Here is a 15,456-nt window from a genome sequence, read left to right as displayed (position 1 = left end):
CAGGGCAGCTTGCGAGCTGTGAATTCTTACCCGAACGCCTGCCGCAGCCGCCTGGCCAGATCAAACAGCACCTGGTTCTGCTTCACCAGCCGCTTGCCGTGGCTGAGAGATGACATCGCCATCGCTGCGAGTTTTCCGCGGGAGGTCAGCGGAACAAAACTGTCGAAGATATCTTCGTCGTCCTTGCAGAACATCCGCTTGTAGTCGTCCGAACCGATGCCGAGGTCGAGGGAGCGGTAGCCGCGCTCGCCGTAGCGATCGATGATGTAGCGCATCAGGATCAGGCCGGGGCTGTAGCGGGCGTGCTCGGACATCGTGTAGGTGTTGAACATCATCGAGAAGCGCTGGCCGTCGGCGACGCCGGCATAGATCGCGATCACCTCGTCGTCGCATTCGAGCGCGTGGATGTCGATGACGCGGCCTTCGCCGCGCGGCGCGAGGCAGGCGCTGCGGATGAACTGTTCGACCCCGGGCTCGGCGAAGACGTTCGGGAGCTTCTGTTCGGCCATCCGCGCCGGCTTGACGCGGAAGAACCAGTCGAGCAGGCGGGTGACGTCGGCATCGGACGTCGCCAGATGATAGCGATAGCCGGCGAGGTGCTGGAGCTTCTTTTCCTTGCTCTTGAGGCGGCGGCGGAACGAATTGCTGATCCGCGATGGCGGCGGGCCGCCGGGCTCCATCACCAGCTGCGGGCAGCCGTTGATCGCGCTCTGTCGCGGCAGCAGCGCAAACGGGTTCGGCTGGTCGCGCCAGCGCAGCGGTTGCTGTGTCAGCGCGAGCACGTCGGCATGTTCGCGCAGCGGCGCCAGCAGTGCTTCGAGATTGGCGGCGCTGGTCTGTGCGGCGCACGCGGCATCCCACAGGCCCATGTTGAAGGTCGTGTGCTTGCCGCCCATGAAAGCGGCCGTGCGCACGCCGTGGCTCTGGCGCAGCGAGAGCGGCAGCAGCAGCACTGGCTTGCGATCGGCGTCGCGGCCGATCACGACGAAGGGCCGCGCGCCCTCGCGCTCGCCGACCAGTCGCTGCCAGGGGCTCAGCAGATCAAACCGCTGATAGGGCGTGAAGAGATGGCCGGGCTCCTCGAAGGCGCGCCAGACCGCCTCGGCGGCGCCGAGATCGGTGACGATATCGACATGCGCGATACGGCTCGCTTTCGACCGCGCTGGCGCTTCTGCCGTCCGGCTTTGCATCGCCGCAGCCATGGTCATTCGCGAAACCTGTCGAGAAATCAAAATAGACGTAATTCGGCCTGTGGCCGACCTTTGCAAAGAAATGTCAACAAAGGGTAAGGACAATGGAGAGGGAACGGCGCCCTGGGGGCGCGAAGGTGGGATCTTGGCATCCGACGACAGATGGCTGGAACGGCTGCGCCTCGAGCTGGCCTGGTTCACCGGCCAGGCCGCGCTGCGCAGCCGAGGTGCCGGCGCCATCCTGCGCTTTGCGCGGGTGCGGCCACGGCGGGGCGGCGGGTTTCAGCCGCTGTGCGCGAACGAGATCACGCCGCAATTTCTCGACCGTGCCATTCGCGCGTTGAAGCGCTGGAACTACGATTTTCTCGGCATGGACGAGGTCTGCCGGCGCGCGGTGACACTGCCGGAGAAACGGCGTTTCGTGGCGCTGTCCTTCGATGGTGCCAACAAGGATCTCATCGACTTCGCCTATCCGGTGCTGACGCATCACGCCGTGCCCTTCACGGTCTACGTGCCCACCGCGTTTCCCGATGGTGTCGGGCAGGCCTGGTGGCTCGGGCTCGAACAGGTGATCGCGCGCGAGAGCCGCATCAGCCTGATGATGGGCGAGAGGGAGCAGCGCTTCACCGTCACCGGCAATACCGAGAAGCAGGCGCTGTTCTCGCATCTCGAGAGCTGGCTGCGCTCGCTGTCACCGGCGGATCTATCGGCCGCGATCGCCGATCTCTGTACGCGCTACCGCATTGATCTTGCCGCGCTCTCGCGCGAGGCGTCGATGGATTGGGAGGATCTGGCGAACCTGGCTGCCGATCCACTCGTCACGATCGGCAGCGCGACCGTGAACTATCCCGTTCTCGCCAACATGAAGGACAGTGCGGCGCTGCGCGAGATGGCGATGGGCAGGGCCGTTGCCGAAGCCGCTTTCGGCCGCGATGTCAGGCATCTCGCCTTTCCGTTCGGCGACCGCGCCTCGTTCCGGCGCAGCCACGTCGTGATGGCGGAGGAGGCCGGCTTTGCCAGCGCGGTGTCGACGATCCCGGGCATCGTGGACGCGGAGGGGCGGACCAATCTGCGCGCGCTGCCGCGGATTTCCTGGGATGGCCGCGTGCGCTCGCTGCGCATGTTGCGCGTACTGGTGTCGGGTGTTGCGTTTGCGCCGGTGAGGCCGACCGCTACGAGCCAGACTTGACGCGATCAGGCCGCTGCATCCAGCTCACGATCGGCATCGCCGGCAGCACCCAGCCCATGCCCACGACCACGTAATAGATCGCTTGCCGCCAGCCGGACTCGGCGATCCACGGCATCTGCGCCGCCGCCATGCCGAGCAGGGCCCAGACCGTGGCCAGCACGAGGAGCAGGATAGCGCCGAGGAACTTGCGGGTGCGGATCGTCATGACGGACTACTAGCGGCTTTCGCGTAACTTGCGCTGCGGGAGCGGGGGACTATAAGGGGCACGCAGTCCGGTTCAAGCCCTGGTTTTAACCTCTGAAATGACAACGAATTCTGTCCCAACCAACCCGCATCGCGCCGTGCGCTGGTGGCTGATCTCGGTCGCCGCACTGATCGCGCTGATGGTGCTGGTCGGCGGCGCGACGCGGCTGACGGAATCCGGCCTTTCGATCGTCGAATGGAAGCCGGTCACGGGCAGCGTGCCGCCACTGTCGGAGGCGCAGTGGACCGAGGCGTTCGAGGCCTACAAGAAGATCCCGCAATATCGCGAGCTCAATGCGGGGATGAGCCTGTCCGAGTTCAAGCAGATCTTCTGGTGGGAGTGGAGCCACCGGCTGCTCGGTCGTTTCATCGGCGTCGCCTATCTCTTGCCGTTCCTGTTCTTCCTGTGGCGCGGTGGCCTGTCCGGTGAATTGAAGCGCAGGCTGTGGCTGCTGTTCGCGCTTGGCGGGCTCCAGGGCGCGGTCGGCTGGTGGATGGTGGCCTCGGGCCTGACGGGACGGGTCGAGGTGTCGCAATATCGGCTGGCGACGCATCTCGTGCTCGCGCTGCTGATCTTCGCAGGCATTGTCTGGACGGTGCGGCGGCTCAAGGAGCGGCCGCAGATCGCAGCACCGGCGCGGCTGCGTTTCACGAGCGCGCTGCTGCTCGTCGTGACCTTCGTTCAGATCTATTTCGGCGCACTGGTTGCGGGCCTGCGCGCCGGGCGCGCCTACAACACCTGGCCGCAGATCGACGGCGCGTTCATTCCCTCGGCCGAGCGGCTGTGGTTCGAGACGCCGTGGTGGCGCAACATGTTCGACAATGTGCTGACGGTGCAGTTCGAGCACCGCATGACCGCCTATGCGCTGTTCGCGCTGGCCGCGCTCCACGCGGTCGACGCGGTGCGCTCGCGCGCAGGTGCGGCGGCAAGCGGCGCGCTCTGGCTGCTCGCGGCGGTGAGCCTGCAGGCGGTGCTCGGCATTCTCACGCTGCTCAACCAGGTGCCGATTGATCTCGCGCTGTCGCACCAGGCGGTCGCAATCGTCGTGTTGACGCTTGCGGTGATGCAGGTGGAGCGGCTCGCTTCGCGGCGACCTGCGGAGGCGCAGCCGCGCGCGGTTCCAGTTGGCCAGCCCGGCTGATCAGCAATAGCCGTAGATGCCGCACGAATAGGGCAGGCGCCAGAAATAATCGACCTGCTTCCCGCCATAATACGCGCCCTGATAGTCGTAGCTCCAGGGGCGGCCGTAATAGCCCGGCAGGGTGTGCGAGCCCGGCAGCAGCGGTGTGCCCGGCAGGTTACGGATGTAGCTGCCGATGCCATAGGCCGGCGAGATCAGCGCATCCGGATCGGTATCGACATAGACCTGCGGCGGCTCCTGTGGGGGAGCTGCGGCCCGCCGCTTCGGCGTGGCCGGCAAGTCGGCGGCAACGGCGGCTGAAACCGTCAGCATCGCCGCAAGGGCAGGCACCATCCAGCGCAGCATCGTCGGCTCCGAATCAAAGGGGCGATCCAAAGACGATGTATGGGGCAGATATGGTTAATGATCGTTAACTGGCGGTCGCCAAAGCGACCGTCATTCCGGGGCGGTGCAAAGCACCGAACCCGGAATCTAGAGATTATGATGCTACGTCTGATGCTACGTCGAGATTCCGGGCTCGCGCTGCCGCGCGCCCCGGAATGACGGCGGTGACTACGCCCCCAGCGCCTGTTCCAGATCGGCGATCAGGTCTTCCTTGTCCTCGATGCCGATCGAGAGCCGCACCACGTCGGGGCCGGCGCCGGACTTTACCTTGGCGGCGTCGTCGAGTTGGCTGTGCGTGGTCGAGGCCGGGTGGATCACCAGTGAGCGGGTGTCGCCGACATTGGCCAAGTGCGAGAACAGCTGCAGTTTCGACACCAGGCTGACGCCGGCGTCATAGCCGCCCTTCAGGCTGAAGGTGAACACGGCGCCCGCGCCCTTCGGCGCGTATTTGCGCGCGAGCTGGTTGTACTTGTCGCTCGCAAGGCCGGCATAGCTGACCGACGCCACCGCCGGATGGCCGGCGAGGAATTCGGCGATCGCTTTCGCATTGTCGCATTGCTTCTGCATGCGCAGCGGCAGCGTCTCGATGCCGGTCAGGATCATGAAGGCGTTGAACGGCGACAGCGCGGGGCCGAGGTCGCGCAAGCCCAGCACGCGGCAGGCGATCGCGAAGGCGAAATTGCCAAAGGTCTCCTGCAGGCGGATGCCGTGATATTCCGGCCGCGGCTCCGACAGCATCGGATATTTGCCCCCGGTCGACCAGTCGAAGGTGCCGGCATCGACGATGATGCCGCCGAGCGAATTGCCGTGGCCGCCCAGAAACTTCGTCAGCGAGTGCACGACGATGTCGGCGCCGTGGTCGATCGGGCGGATCAGGTAGGGCGAGGCCAGCGTGTTGTCGACGATCAGCGGCACGCCCGCCTTCCGCGCCACCGTCGAGATCGCCTCGATGTCGGTGATGCTGCCGGCCGGATTGGCGATGGATTCGATGAAGATCGCCTTGGTGCGCGGCGTCACCGCGCGCTCGAAGCTCGCGACGTCGTCGGGATCGGCCCACACCACGTTCCAGCCAAAACTCTTGAAGGCGTGCGTGAACTGGTTGATCGAGCCGCCATAGAGTTTTCGCGCGGCGATGAACTCGTCGCCGGGCTGCATCAATTGTTGCAACACCACGACCTGTGCGGCATGGCCCGAAGCCACCGCAAGCGCGGCCGTGCCGCCTTCAAGCGCGGCGACGCGCTCTTCCAGCACGGCGTTGGTGGGATTGCCGATGCGGGTATAAATGTTGCCGAACGCCTGCAGACCGAACAGCGAGGCGGCGTGGTCGGCATCGTTGAACACGAACGAGGTGGTTTGATAAATCGGCGTCGCGCGCGCACCGGTGGTGGGGTCGGGCTGTGCACCGGCATGCACGGCGAGGGTTGAAAATCCCGGAAGGCGATCGCTCATTGAGGGCGTCCTGTTCTCTTGGTCTGAAATCGCGCGGCATGCTGATGGGCGCCGCGCTCGCCGTCAAGGCGCCGCTTCACGTCAAGACCATTTGGGAATGATCTTGCTACGCATTGTCGCGTTGGCAAAATGAATCCCTCGCAATTGCGTCAGCTTTGCTCGGTCTTGTTTTTGGCCGCGCGATCGGAGGCCGCAGTGTCGCCGCCGCCGACACTCATCCGATTGAGGGATAGCCGCATGCCTTGCGTCGGTGCCGGCGCGCGCTTGGAGCTGAGCGTGCGCGAATTCACGCCCATCCAGGAGATCTCGGATGACAGGCGGCCATATTCGATCTTGGGGCAGCGATTCATCACCACCTTGATACCGACCGATTCCGCCTTCGCCGCCGCTACGTCATCGCGCGCGCCGAGCTGCATCCAGATCACCTTCGGCAGCGGGTCGAGCGTGAGCGCCTCTTCGACGACAGGCATGATGTGGCTGGAATTGCGGAAGATGTCGATCATGTCGATGGGACGGCCGATGTCGGAGAGCGAGGCGATAAAGGGTTTGCCGAGCAGCTCCTTGCCGACATGGCCGGGATTGACCGGGATCATGTCGTAGCCGCGCTGCGCCAGATATTTGAACGCGAAATAGCTCGGTCGCACGTTGACCGGCGAGGCGCCGACCATCGCGATCGACTTCACGCTGTTGAGGATGGCGCGGATGTAATTGTCGGAATAGGCGTCGTGGTTCATCTTTTTCTTTCTCTGACCCTCATGGTGAGGAGCGCGGCACGCGCGTCTCGAACCATCAAGCCACAGTCGGGCCTCTATCCTTCGAGACGCCGCGTTCCGCGGCTCCTCAGGATGAGGAGTTGACTATTCGTCCCGCCATGTCGGCGCGCGCTTCTCGATGAAGGCGCCGATGCCTTCCTCGGCGTCGCGCGCCATCATGTTCTCGGTCATCACCTCTGCGGCATAGCGATAGGCATCCGCAAGGCTCATCTCGGCCTGGCGGTAGAATGCTTCCTTGCCGAGCTTGACGGTGTAGGCGGATTTCAGCGCGACCTGTTGCGCGAGCTCGATCGCGGCGTCGCGTTCAGTGCCGGCGGGCACCACGCGGTTGATGAGCCCGATCTCGCGGGCGCGGGTCGCCGGGATGGGCTCGCCCGTCAGCAACATCTCCATCGCCTGCTTGCGCGGCACGTTGCGCGACAGCGCCACCATCGGCGTCGAGCAGAACAGGCCGATGTCGACGCCGGGCGTGGCGAAGTGTGCTACCTCCGAGGCGATGGCGAGATCGCAGCTTGCCACGAGCTGGCAGCCGGCCGCGGTCGCGATGCCCTGGACGGCAGCGACCACAGGCTTTGGCAGGTGCACGACCGCCTGCATCATCGCGCTGCAGGCGGTCATCATCTCGGCAAAGAAGGCGCGGCCGCGATCGGCGTCAGTGCGGCGCGCGGTCAGCTCCTTCATGTCGTGGCCGGCGGAGAAGGCCGGACCGTTGGCCGCGATCACGACGCCGCGGACGGCCTTGTCATCGCGGATCTCGTTGAGCTCCGCATGCAGGCTGGCGATCATCGCCGCCGACAGGCTGTTGCGCGCGGCGGGGCGGTTCAGCGTCAGCACGGCGATCGGGCCTACGGTCTCGCGCAGCAGGATCGGCGGTTGCGGGGAGGGGGCGCGGGCAGCCTGGGCGGACATCGAAGCGTTTCCGTTGGATTATTGCATTTGAATGACGCAGATAACTTAATGTAACAGGGGAAGCGAAGCGAGGGTGGGGAACAGCATGGCGTCAGCGAAAATGAGCGTGGCAGAGGTCGAGCAGTTCCTCCGTCACGAGTTTCCCCAGGCGTTCAGCGGCGACGACATCACGATAGAAAGCGCGGACGGCCAGACCTGCCTTTTGCGCCAGCGCTACAGCGAAAGGATGCTGCGACCGGGGGGAACCGTGTCCGGCCCGACGCTGATGGCGCTGGCCGATTTCGCGATGTACGTGGTGCTGCTGTCCGCGATCGGGCCGGTCGGGCTCGCTGTCACCACCAATCTCAACATCAATTTCCTGCGCAAGGGCCAGCCGGGGCAGGACGTGCTGGCGGAGGCGCGGCTGCTCAAGCTCGGCAAGCGGCTGGCGGTCGGTGAGGTGAAACTGCTGTCCGGCAGCTCGCCCGATCCGATCGCCCATGTCACCTCGACCTATTCCATTCCAAATGTTTGAGCTTTTCGCAGGTAATATGGCACCATATTTTTAAGTAATTGATATTGCGATGCTAATTTCGGTCCATGGGCATTGACCGTTGCGCGTCTCTTCTCTAGAAAACCGCGCAGTCCGGCGCGGTGTTCGCGCCGATGCTCCCCGTCCACGGAAACTCTGACATGAAAACCTTTTCGGCAAAGCCGGCTGAGGTGACGAAGAAGTGGGTGCTGATCGACGCCAAGGGTCTGGTTGTCGGCCGCCTCGCCACCATCGTCGCCATGCGCCTGCGCGGCAAGCACCTCCCGACCTACACCCCGCACGTTGATTGCGGCGACAACGTCATCATCATCAATGCGCAGCATGCGGTCCTCACGGGGCGCAAGCGCGAGCAGAAGACCTATTACAAGCACACCGGCTATGTCGGCCACGTCAAGGAGCGCACCGCGCGCCAGATCCTCGAGGGCAAGCATCCCGAGCGCGTGCTCGAGAAGGCCGTCGAGCGCATGATCCCGCGGGGCCCGCTCGGTCGCGTGCAGATGGGCAACCTCCGTGTCTACGGCGGCGCCGATCATCCGCACGAGGCGCAGCAGCCCGAGAAGATCGACATCGCCAAGTTGAACCGCAAGAACACGAGGGCCGCATAACATGGCCGAATCCATCCAGTCGCTCGACCAGCTCTCGCAGCTCAAGACGGCGGCGGCGCCCGACGCCCCCAAGCACGAGAAGAAGGTCGACAAGTTCAACCGCGCCTATGCCACCGGCAAGCGCAAGGACGCGGTCGCCCGCGTCTGGATCAAGCCGGGCGCCGGCAAGGTCACCGTCAACTCGCGCGAGGTCGAGGTCTATTTCGCCCGTCCCGTGCTGCGCATGATGATCGAGCAGCCGTTCTCGGTGGCCCAGCGTTCCGGCCAGTACGACGTGATCTGCACGGTTGCCGGCGGCGGCCTGTCCGGCCAGGCCGGCGCGGTCCGTCACGGCATCTCCAAGGCGCTCACCTATTTCGAGCCGGAGCTGCGCTCCGTGCTCAAGAAGGGCGGCTTCCTGACCCGCGACTCCCGCGTGGTCGAGCGCAAGAAGTACGGCAAGGCCAAGGCCCGCCGGTCCTTCCAGTTCTCGAAGCGTTAATCGCTTCGGTCACATTCGCTGCGAAAGCGGCTTCAATGAGATGCAAAAGGGCGCTGATTTCAGCGCCCTTTTTGTTGTTCGTTTGTATGCAAATTGATGGCGTGTTTCCCGAAAACTTGGCCTCCCGCGAAAACCTGAATGGAACTCGCGCGACCTAGCGTCGCATTCGGAAGGGCGCGCAAACGGCTGGGGCCGGTCGCGTAACTGCTATGTCTTAAAGGGGGCCGACATGATGTCGCTCGATAGCATCACGCTCTATTTGGTCGCCACCATGGTTGCCGCACTGCTCGGCGCCATGATGGTGTTTTTCGGCAGGCAGGAGAACAGCCCTGCACTGAAATGGTGGGGCACCGCGTATCTGCTCGGTGCCGCCTCCGTCGCGCTGTGGACCGCAGCCGGCGACAGGCTGGGCCCGCATCTTTACCTTGCGCTGAACGCGGTCGGCTTCGTCGCCTGCGGCATGGTGTGGAATGCGGCGCGCGTCTTCCACGGTCGCAAGCCGAACTGGCCGGGCCTCGTGCTCGGTGCGCTCGCCTGGGTCGCCGCCGTCACGCTGCTCGCCCCCGAGGCATCCATGTTGCGGATGATCGTCGGCGCCGGCATCGTCTCGGTTTATGCGGCACTGACCGCCAGCGAGCTCTGGACCGAACGGCGCAAGAGCCTGCAGCGGCGCTGGCCCGCCTTCGTGATGCCGGTGATGCATGGCTGCGTGTTGATGCTGCCGGTCCTGATCGGCAGCTTCCTGCGTCCGCACGATGCCGGCTTCTCCCAGAGCATCTGGGTCAAGGTGTTCGCGGTCGAACTGATCCTCTATGCCGTCGGCACCGTGTTCGTGATCTTCATGCTGGTGTCCGAGCGCACCGTGACCGCGCACCGCACCGCTGCGTCGACCGATCCCCTGACCGGCATGCTCAACCGCCGCGGCTTCTCGGAAGCCTGTGGCCGCGTGATCGAGCGCGAGGCCAAGGCCGGACGTCCCGTGACCGTGATGATCTTCGACATCGATCACTTCAAGTCGATCAACGACCGCTTCGGCCACCCCGCCGGCGACGAGATGCTGAAACTGTTCTCGACCGTCGTCGTCAGTAATCTGCGTATCACCGACATGTCGGGCCGCATCGGCGGCGAGGAATTCGCAGCACTGCTGCCGTGTTCGCTGGAGGAGGGCGTGCTGGTCGCCGAGCGCGTGCGCGAGGCGTTCGAGACCTCTGGCGTCGTGGTCGACGAGGGTCCGGTGGACACCACCGTCAGCATCGGCGTCGCCGGCGGGCCCGCCGGCACCGAGCTCGAGGTGCTGCTGGCATCCGCCGACACCGCGCTCTACCAGGCCAAGCGCGGCGGCCGTAACCGCGTCGAGGCGGCGGAGGAGCTGCCGCTGTCGCTGGAGAACTGGCGCCGCCAGAGCGCCGCGCGGATCAGTGCGCCGCAGCCGCGTCCGGCCACCGCCTGAGACGCAAGGCAGCATCGCGGTAATCCTCTGTTTACCATTCGATCCCTACCATTGCGGTCATGGAATCGATCCGTCGACAGAATCCGCAAGCTGCCCTGATGTCGCTCGAAGCCGCTGCAGCCTCGGCACGCAGCGGTTTCGCCTGTCTGTTCTCCACTGCGGATGAATACGAGAGCGCGCTGATCACCGAGCGCCGCGCGCAGGGGCGTTACACGCAAGGCCGCCGCAGCTACTGGCCGCTCGCGCTGTTCATCGGCTGCGCCCTGATCGTGGCGGGCAGCGTTCTGCTGCTCATCTGAGAGACCTGCATTTTTGGACCGACCAGGGCGCCGTTTCGGCGCCTTTTTCTTTTTCGCCGGCTGCGCTAGACACGCCTATCGAACAAAAAACGGGTGGAAACCGATGATCACCGAGATCGCGCAAATCGACGTCAAGCCGGGCAGCGAGAAGGATTTTGAGGCCGCCGTCGCCAAGGCCAAGGCCGCCTTCGGCCGCTCCAAGGGCTTTCACGGCTTCGAGCTGCACAAATCGATCGAAAAGCCGCAGCGCTACCGGCTGATGGTGAAATGGGCGACGCTGGAAAACCACACCGTCGATTTCCGCGGCTCGGAGAATTTCACCGAATGGCGCGGCCTCGTTGGCCAGTACTTTGCCTCGCCGCCCGAGGTCGAGCACACCGAGACTGTGCTCACGACCTGAGGGCTTATTTCTGGAGCATGATCTAATCGGAAAACCGCTGCACACTTTTCCGGATCATGCTCTACGCCGCTTCTGCCAGAGGCGCCGCCTCATAGGTCTTGAAATGGTCGATCATGACCTTGGCGATGGCCACTAGCGGCAGCGCCAGCGCCAGGCCCCAGATGCCGAACACGACGCCGAGCAGGATCTGGAACGCGAACAGCGTGGCCGGCGGGATGTCCAGCGCCTGCCGCTGCAGGATCGGCGTCAGCACGTAGCTCTCCATGGCGTGCACGCCCATGAAGAGCAGAAAGGCCGATAGCGCCGGGATCCAGCCCGAGGCGAGGCTCGCCAGCACCACGACGACGCCGGCGATGATGGCCCCGATGGTCGGGATGAAGGCGAGCAGGCCGGCCTGAATTCCCAGGATGAACGAGCTGGGGATGCCGATGACGGCAAGCCCGATCCAGGTCACCACGCCGACCGCGAGCATGACGATGATCTGCGCGATCAGCCAGCGCTCCAGCGTCTCGGCTGTGCGGTCGATGATCAGGGCGACGCGGGTGCGGTGCCTCGCCGGCGCCAGGAACAGCAGGCCGTCGTGATAGACGGCCGGCTGGGCGGCGAAGGCGAAGCCCAGGAACAGCACGATGAAGATGTTGCCGACACCGTGGATGGTGCCGAGCAGCAGCTTGAAAGTCTGGCTCACGATCGCCCCGCCGCTCGAGGCCAGCGCGCCGGCGCCGGGCAGGGGACCGCGCGAGGGCGCTGCTGGTGCGGGCGCCGTGTCCGAGGGCGCAGTGGCCGAGGCGTCGGTCGCGCCGTTGCCGAAATCGAAGAAGCTGGTGTCGATGCCGTGGTTGTCCAGGAACGACTTCACGTTCCCGATCTGCGACTTGATGGTCTTGCTCAGCAGCGAAGCCTGTTCGGCAATGGTGGCGCCGCCGAGATAGGCGATGCCGGCGAGCATCAAAGCGAGCGCGGTGCAGACGATCGCGAGCCGCACCGGATGCGGCAGGGGCACGCGGCGGCCGAGCGCGCCCGTCAGCGCGTTGAGGCCGAGACCGAGCAGCATGCCGGTGAAGATCAGCAGCAGGGTGGCGGCGAAATACCAGGTGAAGGCGAGCAGCGCGGTGAACAGCACGACGCCGATGCCCCCGACCGAGATCGCCCAAGCGAGGTCGCCGCGGGTCCGGGAGCGTTCATCTTTGGACGACATGGTCACATCGGGTCCTTTTCAGCGCAATGCGCGCTGCACTCTCTCGACAAACGCGCTTCGGATCAAGACCGCGTCAACGCGCTGGTTTGACGTCGGCGCGCCGACGGTGCAGAGCGATGAGGAAAGAACAATGGGGGCGGTTTGAGCTTCATCAGCAAATGGGCCGGTCTGCTCGGGCTTCTGGCCGTGATCGTGGTCGGCGACCAGATCCGGATCAACCGGCCCGGCCACAAATTTCGTCTCACGGTCGAGGTCACGACACCTGACGGCATCAAGACCGGATCCGGCGTTCTGGCCGTCGTGCCCGATCGCAACTATAACCGCGGCGGCCGCACCACCACGCGCGGGGAGGCCGTGTTCGTCGACCTCGGCCAGGCCGGCGCCAAAGGCAAGAATCTGGTGGCATTGTTGGCGCACCGGCAGGACGCGAAGCTGGACTTCGACGACATCAATTATGTCGCGCTCCGTGCCTATGGCGCCGCGCGCGGCAACCGCGTCTCGTTCAACGATATCCACCGGCAGACCGGCGTTGTCCCGGTGCAGGGAGACCTCGTGCCGGTGCTCGTCAGCTTTGGCGATCCCAAGGATCCCAAGACGGCGCGCCTTGTCGCCGCCGACCACGCGGAGGCGGTTCTGGGCGAGGGTTATGCGATCCGTGGCATCACGGTCGAAGTCGTGCCCACCGGGTTCTGGCCGGTTGATTTCGGTGGGGCGCTCGGAGAGCCCGTGACGCGCGGCATCGACGCGAAACTGCCATGGCTGGCCGCGCCGGGCGATCCGGCCGCGACCGCACTGCAGGCCGCCGGGCTGCCCGCCGGGGGCGAGGCCCGGGAGGCATTTGCGCGAAAATAGCATTGCCGTCCCGCGATCCCTTCTGTTGAATTTGTTCCAGCCCAAGGGCATGTTTGGAGAATCTTCTTATCGGAGAGGCGCGGAACGACAGATGAGAAAGCCGGTCGTCGGCGTGATCGGGAATGCCCATCGCGTCGAAAATCGATTTCAGGTCCAGATGGTCGGCGAGCGCAATTTGCGCGCCGTGGCCGAGGTTTCCGGTGGCCTGCCGATGATGTTCGCAGGTGCGCCCGATATCACCGATATCGGCGCGCTGCTCGACGTGGTCGACGGGATCGTGCTCACCGGCGCGCGCGCCAATGTCCATCCGACCCGCTTCAATGTCGACCCGTGTGAGCGCCACGAGCCGTACGATATCCATCGTGACGAGGTGGCGCTGGCGCTTTCGGTCGCCTGCGTCGCCCGCGGTGTGCCGCTGTTCGGCATCTGCCGCGGCCTGCAGGAGATGAACGTCGCCTTCGGCGGCTCGCTGCATCCCGAGATCCGCGAAATTCCCGGCCGCATGAACCATCGCATGCCCCGGCTCGAGAACGGCGAGATCCACCCCGATCCGACCGTGGTGTTCGCCGACCGTCACGACGTCGAGCTGACGCCGGGCGGGGCGTTCGCAAAACTGCTCGGCTGCGAGAAGATCAGGGTCAATTCGCTGCATGGCCAGGGCATCCTCGAGCCCGGCAAGCGCGTGCTGATCGAGGGTGTTGCCGAGGACGGCACCATCGAGGCGATCCGGATCGCGGAAGCCCCGACCTTCGCGCTCGGCGTGCAATGGCACGCCGAATACGATCCCCAGCGCAATCCGGTCAACCGCAAGCTGTTCGAAGCCTTCGGCGAAGCGCTGGTCGCGCGGCAGCGCGCGGCGGCGTAGGGCACGAGAGCGAAATCTGGCGCACAGCTGCGTCAAGCTCATCATTGCGAGCGCAGCGACTTGTTCGCCGAAGCCTTGGCGAAGGCGGAAGCAATCCAGAGTCTTTCCGCGGTGGGATTCTGGAATGCTTCGTCGCAAGAGCTCCTCGCAATGACGGAGTATGAGGTGACAGCTTGCTTCTCCGGGGACGCTGTCATTCCCCGCCTTGTGCGCAATTGCGCACTGGAGCGGGGAATCCGGTACGCCGCAGCTTATCGGTTCTATCACAACGGTCTCTGGAATACTGGATCGTGCGGTCCTAGTGCGCAATTGCGCACTGGCCGGGCGATGACGGTGAGTGAGTGTGCAGACACGCCTTCGCAGTCTCGCGGCGCATTTCGCCCGAGGCTTGCTGTCGTCGCGCTCTTTGAAAGCCAAAGGGCGCAGGGAAGGCCGGGCGCCGGCGGCACCCGCAAGTCCGTGCGCGACGAAGATGCACACGGGGTGGACCGCAGGTGATGCCGGTCGCCCGGCCTTCCCTGCGCGGCTGGTTTTTAACGGTGTCCTTCGTGCTCTCCCCGGGGAGCGATGCACTATTGCCCCCGTCGCCTTGCGGGAATGATCGATGCGCGTGCCCGGTCGGGCCGCCGCATCACCGCAAGCCTTGACGCACAGACCCCGGGCGTCAGGACCACACGACTTCTCCGTCCGCGGACGATCCCGCCGGAATATCCGGAAGCTTGCGTGTGCTCGCCCCCAGGCATCGACGAAACCGCTGTGACCGCGCCGGGTCGTATCGCGTCGCCTGAGGACTCACGGTTGCCCGCCCTGTCATCATGCCGAGCCGCGCCGGCGCTACCGCGTCCACCGCCACCCGGCCCGCATCTCGTGACGATCGCGAAGCGCCCCTTTGGCAGGCCGGGATGAGGCGCTTATGCCACAAATCCGAAATTCGGGAAAGTGGAATATTTTTACGCGGAGGGCTTGACCGGGTGTTTTGCCCGACGCTTCGCGGGATTGGCCATGGCAGGGACGCATTGCGCTATCCCAATGCCGGGAGCCGCTTTATCGGAAAGACTTGCTTGGTGGGTTCGGCAGATACACCTTAAGTTCTGTCCCGCGACGGAGGATGACTTTCATGAGCAGACCTGTGAAGACCGAAAGCGAGCTGATCGCCATGGCCAAGGCCGAGTTGAAGGTTCATGCCGACTGTCCCGATGGAATGACGATTTCGATCCTCCGCGATGGTCGTTCCTGGGAGTTTCGGGCCAGCGCAGATCGGGCCACCTCGGATCGGCCCGGCTACCCCGAATGCGTCGCCATGCTTGTCCAGATCGGCGATCACCTCTGCAAGCAGTACGACGTCGAGGGTTAGGCGGGTCCGAGAGCCGGATTGCCGGCTGCCCCGTGCATCGACCAAATTAGGCACAGTGACCCATTTTTGCGATCGCTGCGGCAAACTGTCCATTTTCCAGTTGACCACGAAATTGCTGACGGTAAAGGTGCCGTGCTTCAC

18 protein-coding genes are annotated in these 15,456 nt (G+C 64.8%); 11 read left to right on the top strand and 7 right to left on the bottom strand.

Going from position 1 to position 15,456, the window contains the following annotated elements; genetic code table 11:
- Window positions 1-26 precede the first annotated feature (26 nt).
- Window positions 27-1,208 carry a GNAT family N-acetyltransferase gene (locus GGD66_RS06040; RefSeq protein WP_183257079.1) on the bottom strand — a complete coding sequence of 394 codons (1,182 nt, stop codon included), beginning with the start codon at window positions 1,206-1,208 and terminating at the stop codon, window positions 27-29.
- Between the two features lie 127 nt (window positions 1,209-1,335).
- On the opposite strand from GGD66_RS06040, the gene GGD66_RS06035 reads away from it, so the two are divergent.
- Window positions 1,336-2,379, top strand: coding sequence for a polysaccharide deacetylase family protein (locus GGD66_RS06035; protein WP_183257078.1), 1,044 nt, complete (start codon window positions 1,336-1,338; stop codon window positions 2,377-2,379).
- On the opposite strand, the gene GGD66_RS06030 is transcribed toward GGD66_RS06035, so the two are convergent.
- Complete coding sequence (locus GGD66_RS06030) at window positions 2,363-2,584, bottom strand: DUF2842 domain-containing protein (protein WP_018320088.1); 222 nt, start codon at window positions 2,582-2,584, stop codon at window positions 2,363-2,365. The genes GGD66_RS06035 and GGD66_RS06030 overlap by 17 nt on opposite strands.
- Window positions 2,585-2,681: 97 nt before the next feature.
- Between GGD66_RS06030 and GGD66_RS06025 the strand changes: the two genes are divergently transcribed.
- Window positions 2,682-3,764, top strand: coding sequence for a COX15/CtaA family protein (locus GGD66_RS06025; protein WP_092257407.1), 1,083 nt, complete (start codon window positions 2,682-2,684; stop codon window positions 3,762-3,764).
- Here the strand turns inward: GGD66_RS06025 and GGD66_RS06020 are convergent, their stop codons facing one another.
- The 4 genes from GGD66_RS06020 to GGD66_RS06005 form a co-directional block, all read right to left on the bottom strand.
- Complete coding sequence (locus tag GGD66_RS06020; protein ID WP_183257077.1) at window positions 3,765-4,109, bottom strand: hypothetical protein; 345 nt, start codon at window positions 4,107-4,109, stop codon at window positions 3,765-3,767.
- Between the two features lie 207 nt (window positions 4,110-4,316).
- Complete coding sequence (locus GGD66_RS06015; RefSeq protein WP_104462877.1) at window positions 4,317-5,597, bottom strand: O-acetylhomoserine aminocarboxypropyltransferase; 1,281 nt, start codon at window positions 5,595-5,597, stop codon at window positions 4,317-4,319.
- A 149-nt stretch (window positions 5,598-5,746) separates the two neighbouring features.
- Window positions 5,747-6,331, bottom strand: a complete 585-nt coding sequence (locus GGD66_RS06010) for a CoA-binding protein (protein ID WP_038973477.1) — start codon at window positions 6,329-6,331, stop codon at window positions 5,747-5,749.
- 123 nt (window positions 6,332-6,454) lie between these two features.
- On the bottom strand, window positions 6,455-7,279 hold the full coding sequence (locus GGD66_RS06005) for an enoyl-CoA hydratase (protein WP_183257076.1): 825 nt from the start codon (window positions 7,277-7,279) through the stop codon (window positions 6,455-6,457).
- 85 nt (window positions 7,280-7,364) lie between these two features.
- On the opposite strand from GGD66_RS06005, the gene GGD66_RS06000 reads away from it, so the two are divergent.
- The 6 genes from GGD66_RS06000 to GGD66_RS05975 all read left to right on the top strand — a co-directional run bounded on the left by GGD66_RS06000 (window position 7,365) and on the right by GGD66_RS05975 (window position 11,046).
- Window positions 7,365-7,793 (top strand): PaaI family thioesterase, encoded by a 429-nt coding sequence (locus tag GGD66_RS06000; protein ID WP_018320094.1) that lies wholly within the window; start codon window positions 7,365-7,367, stop codon window positions 7,791-7,793.
- A gap of 158 nt (window positions 7,794-7,951) precedes the next feature.
- A complete protein-coding gene (rplM, locus tag GGD66_RS05995) occupies window positions 7,952-8,416 on the top strand; it encodes a 50S ribosomal protein L13 (protein ID WP_011087726.1) in 465 nt (154 codons plus the stop codon).
- A gap of 1 nt (window position 8,417) precedes the next feature.
- A complete protein-coding gene (rpsI, locus tag GGD66_RS05990) occupies window positions 8,418-8,897 on the top strand; it encodes a 30S ribosomal protein S9 (RefSeq protein ID WP_018320095.1) in 480 nt (159 codons plus the stop codon).
- 229 nt (window positions 8,898-9,126) lie between these two features.
- A complete protein-coding gene (locus GGD66_RS05985; RefSeq protein WP_018320096.1) occupies window positions 9,127-10,347 on the top strand; it encodes a diguanylate cyclase in 1,221 nt (406 codons plus the stop codon).
- A 59-nt stretch (window positions 10,348-10,406) separates the two neighbouring features.
- Window positions 10,407-10,646, top strand: coding sequence for a hypothetical protein (locus tag GGD66_RS05980; RefSeq protein ID WP_018320097.1), 240 nt, complete (start codon window positions 10,407-10,409; stop codon window positions 10,644-10,646).
- A gap of 103 nt (window positions 10,647-10,749) precedes the next feature.
- A complete protein-coding gene (locus GGD66_RS05975; protein WP_035673823.1) occupies window positions 10,750-11,046 on the top strand; it encodes an antibiotic biosynthesis monooxygenase in 297 nt (98 codons plus the stop codon).
- 61 nt (window positions 11,047-11,107) lie between these two features.
- Here the strand turns inward: GGD66_RS05975 and GGD66_RS05970 are convergent, their stop codons facing one another.
- Window positions 11,108-12,244: an AI-2E family transporter gene (locus GGD66_RS05970; protein ID WP_210321465.1), complete on the bottom strand. Its 1,137-nt coding sequence runs from the start codon at window positions 12,242-12,244 to the stop codon at window positions 11,108-11,110.
- A gap of 141 nt (window positions 12,245-12,385) precedes the next feature.
- Between GGD66_RS05970 and GGD66_RS05965 the strand changes: the two genes are divergently transcribed.
- From GGD66_RS05965 to GGD66_RS05955, 3 genes are all read left to right on the top strand, one after another.
- Window positions 12,386-13,096 carry a hypothetical protein gene (locus tag GGD66_RS05965; RefSeq protein WP_183257074.1) on the top strand — a complete coding sequence of 237 codons (711 nt, stop codon included), beginning with the start codon at window positions 12,386-12,388 and terminating at the stop codon, window positions 13,094-13,096.
- Window positions 13,097-13,187: 91 nt separating this feature from the next.
- Window positions 13,188-13,961 carry a gamma-glutamyl-gamma-aminobutyrate hydrolase family protein gene (locus tag GGD66_RS05960; RefSeq protein WP_177237146.1) on the top strand — a complete coding sequence of 258 codons (774 nt, stop codon included), beginning with the start codon at window positions 13,188-13,190 and terminating at the stop codon, window positions 13,959-13,961.
- 1,117 nt (window positions 13,962-15,078) lie between these two features.
- Entirely contained in the window at window positions 15,079-15,315 is a 237-nt protein-coding gene (locus tag GGD66_RS05955; RefSeq protein WP_094892050.1) for a hypothetical protein, read from the top strand.
- The last annotated feature ends 141 nt before the right edge of the window (window positions 15,316-15,456 follow it).

The sequence above is a fragment of the Bradyrhizobium sp. CIR48 genome, assembly GCF_014198315.1.
GTDB lineage: Bacteria > Pseudomonadota > Alphaproteobacteria > Rhizobiales > Xanthobacteraceae > Bradyrhizobium.
The sequence above is the reverse complement of the archived record's forward strand: the minus strand, read 5'-3'. Positions and strand labels throughout refer to the sequence as shown.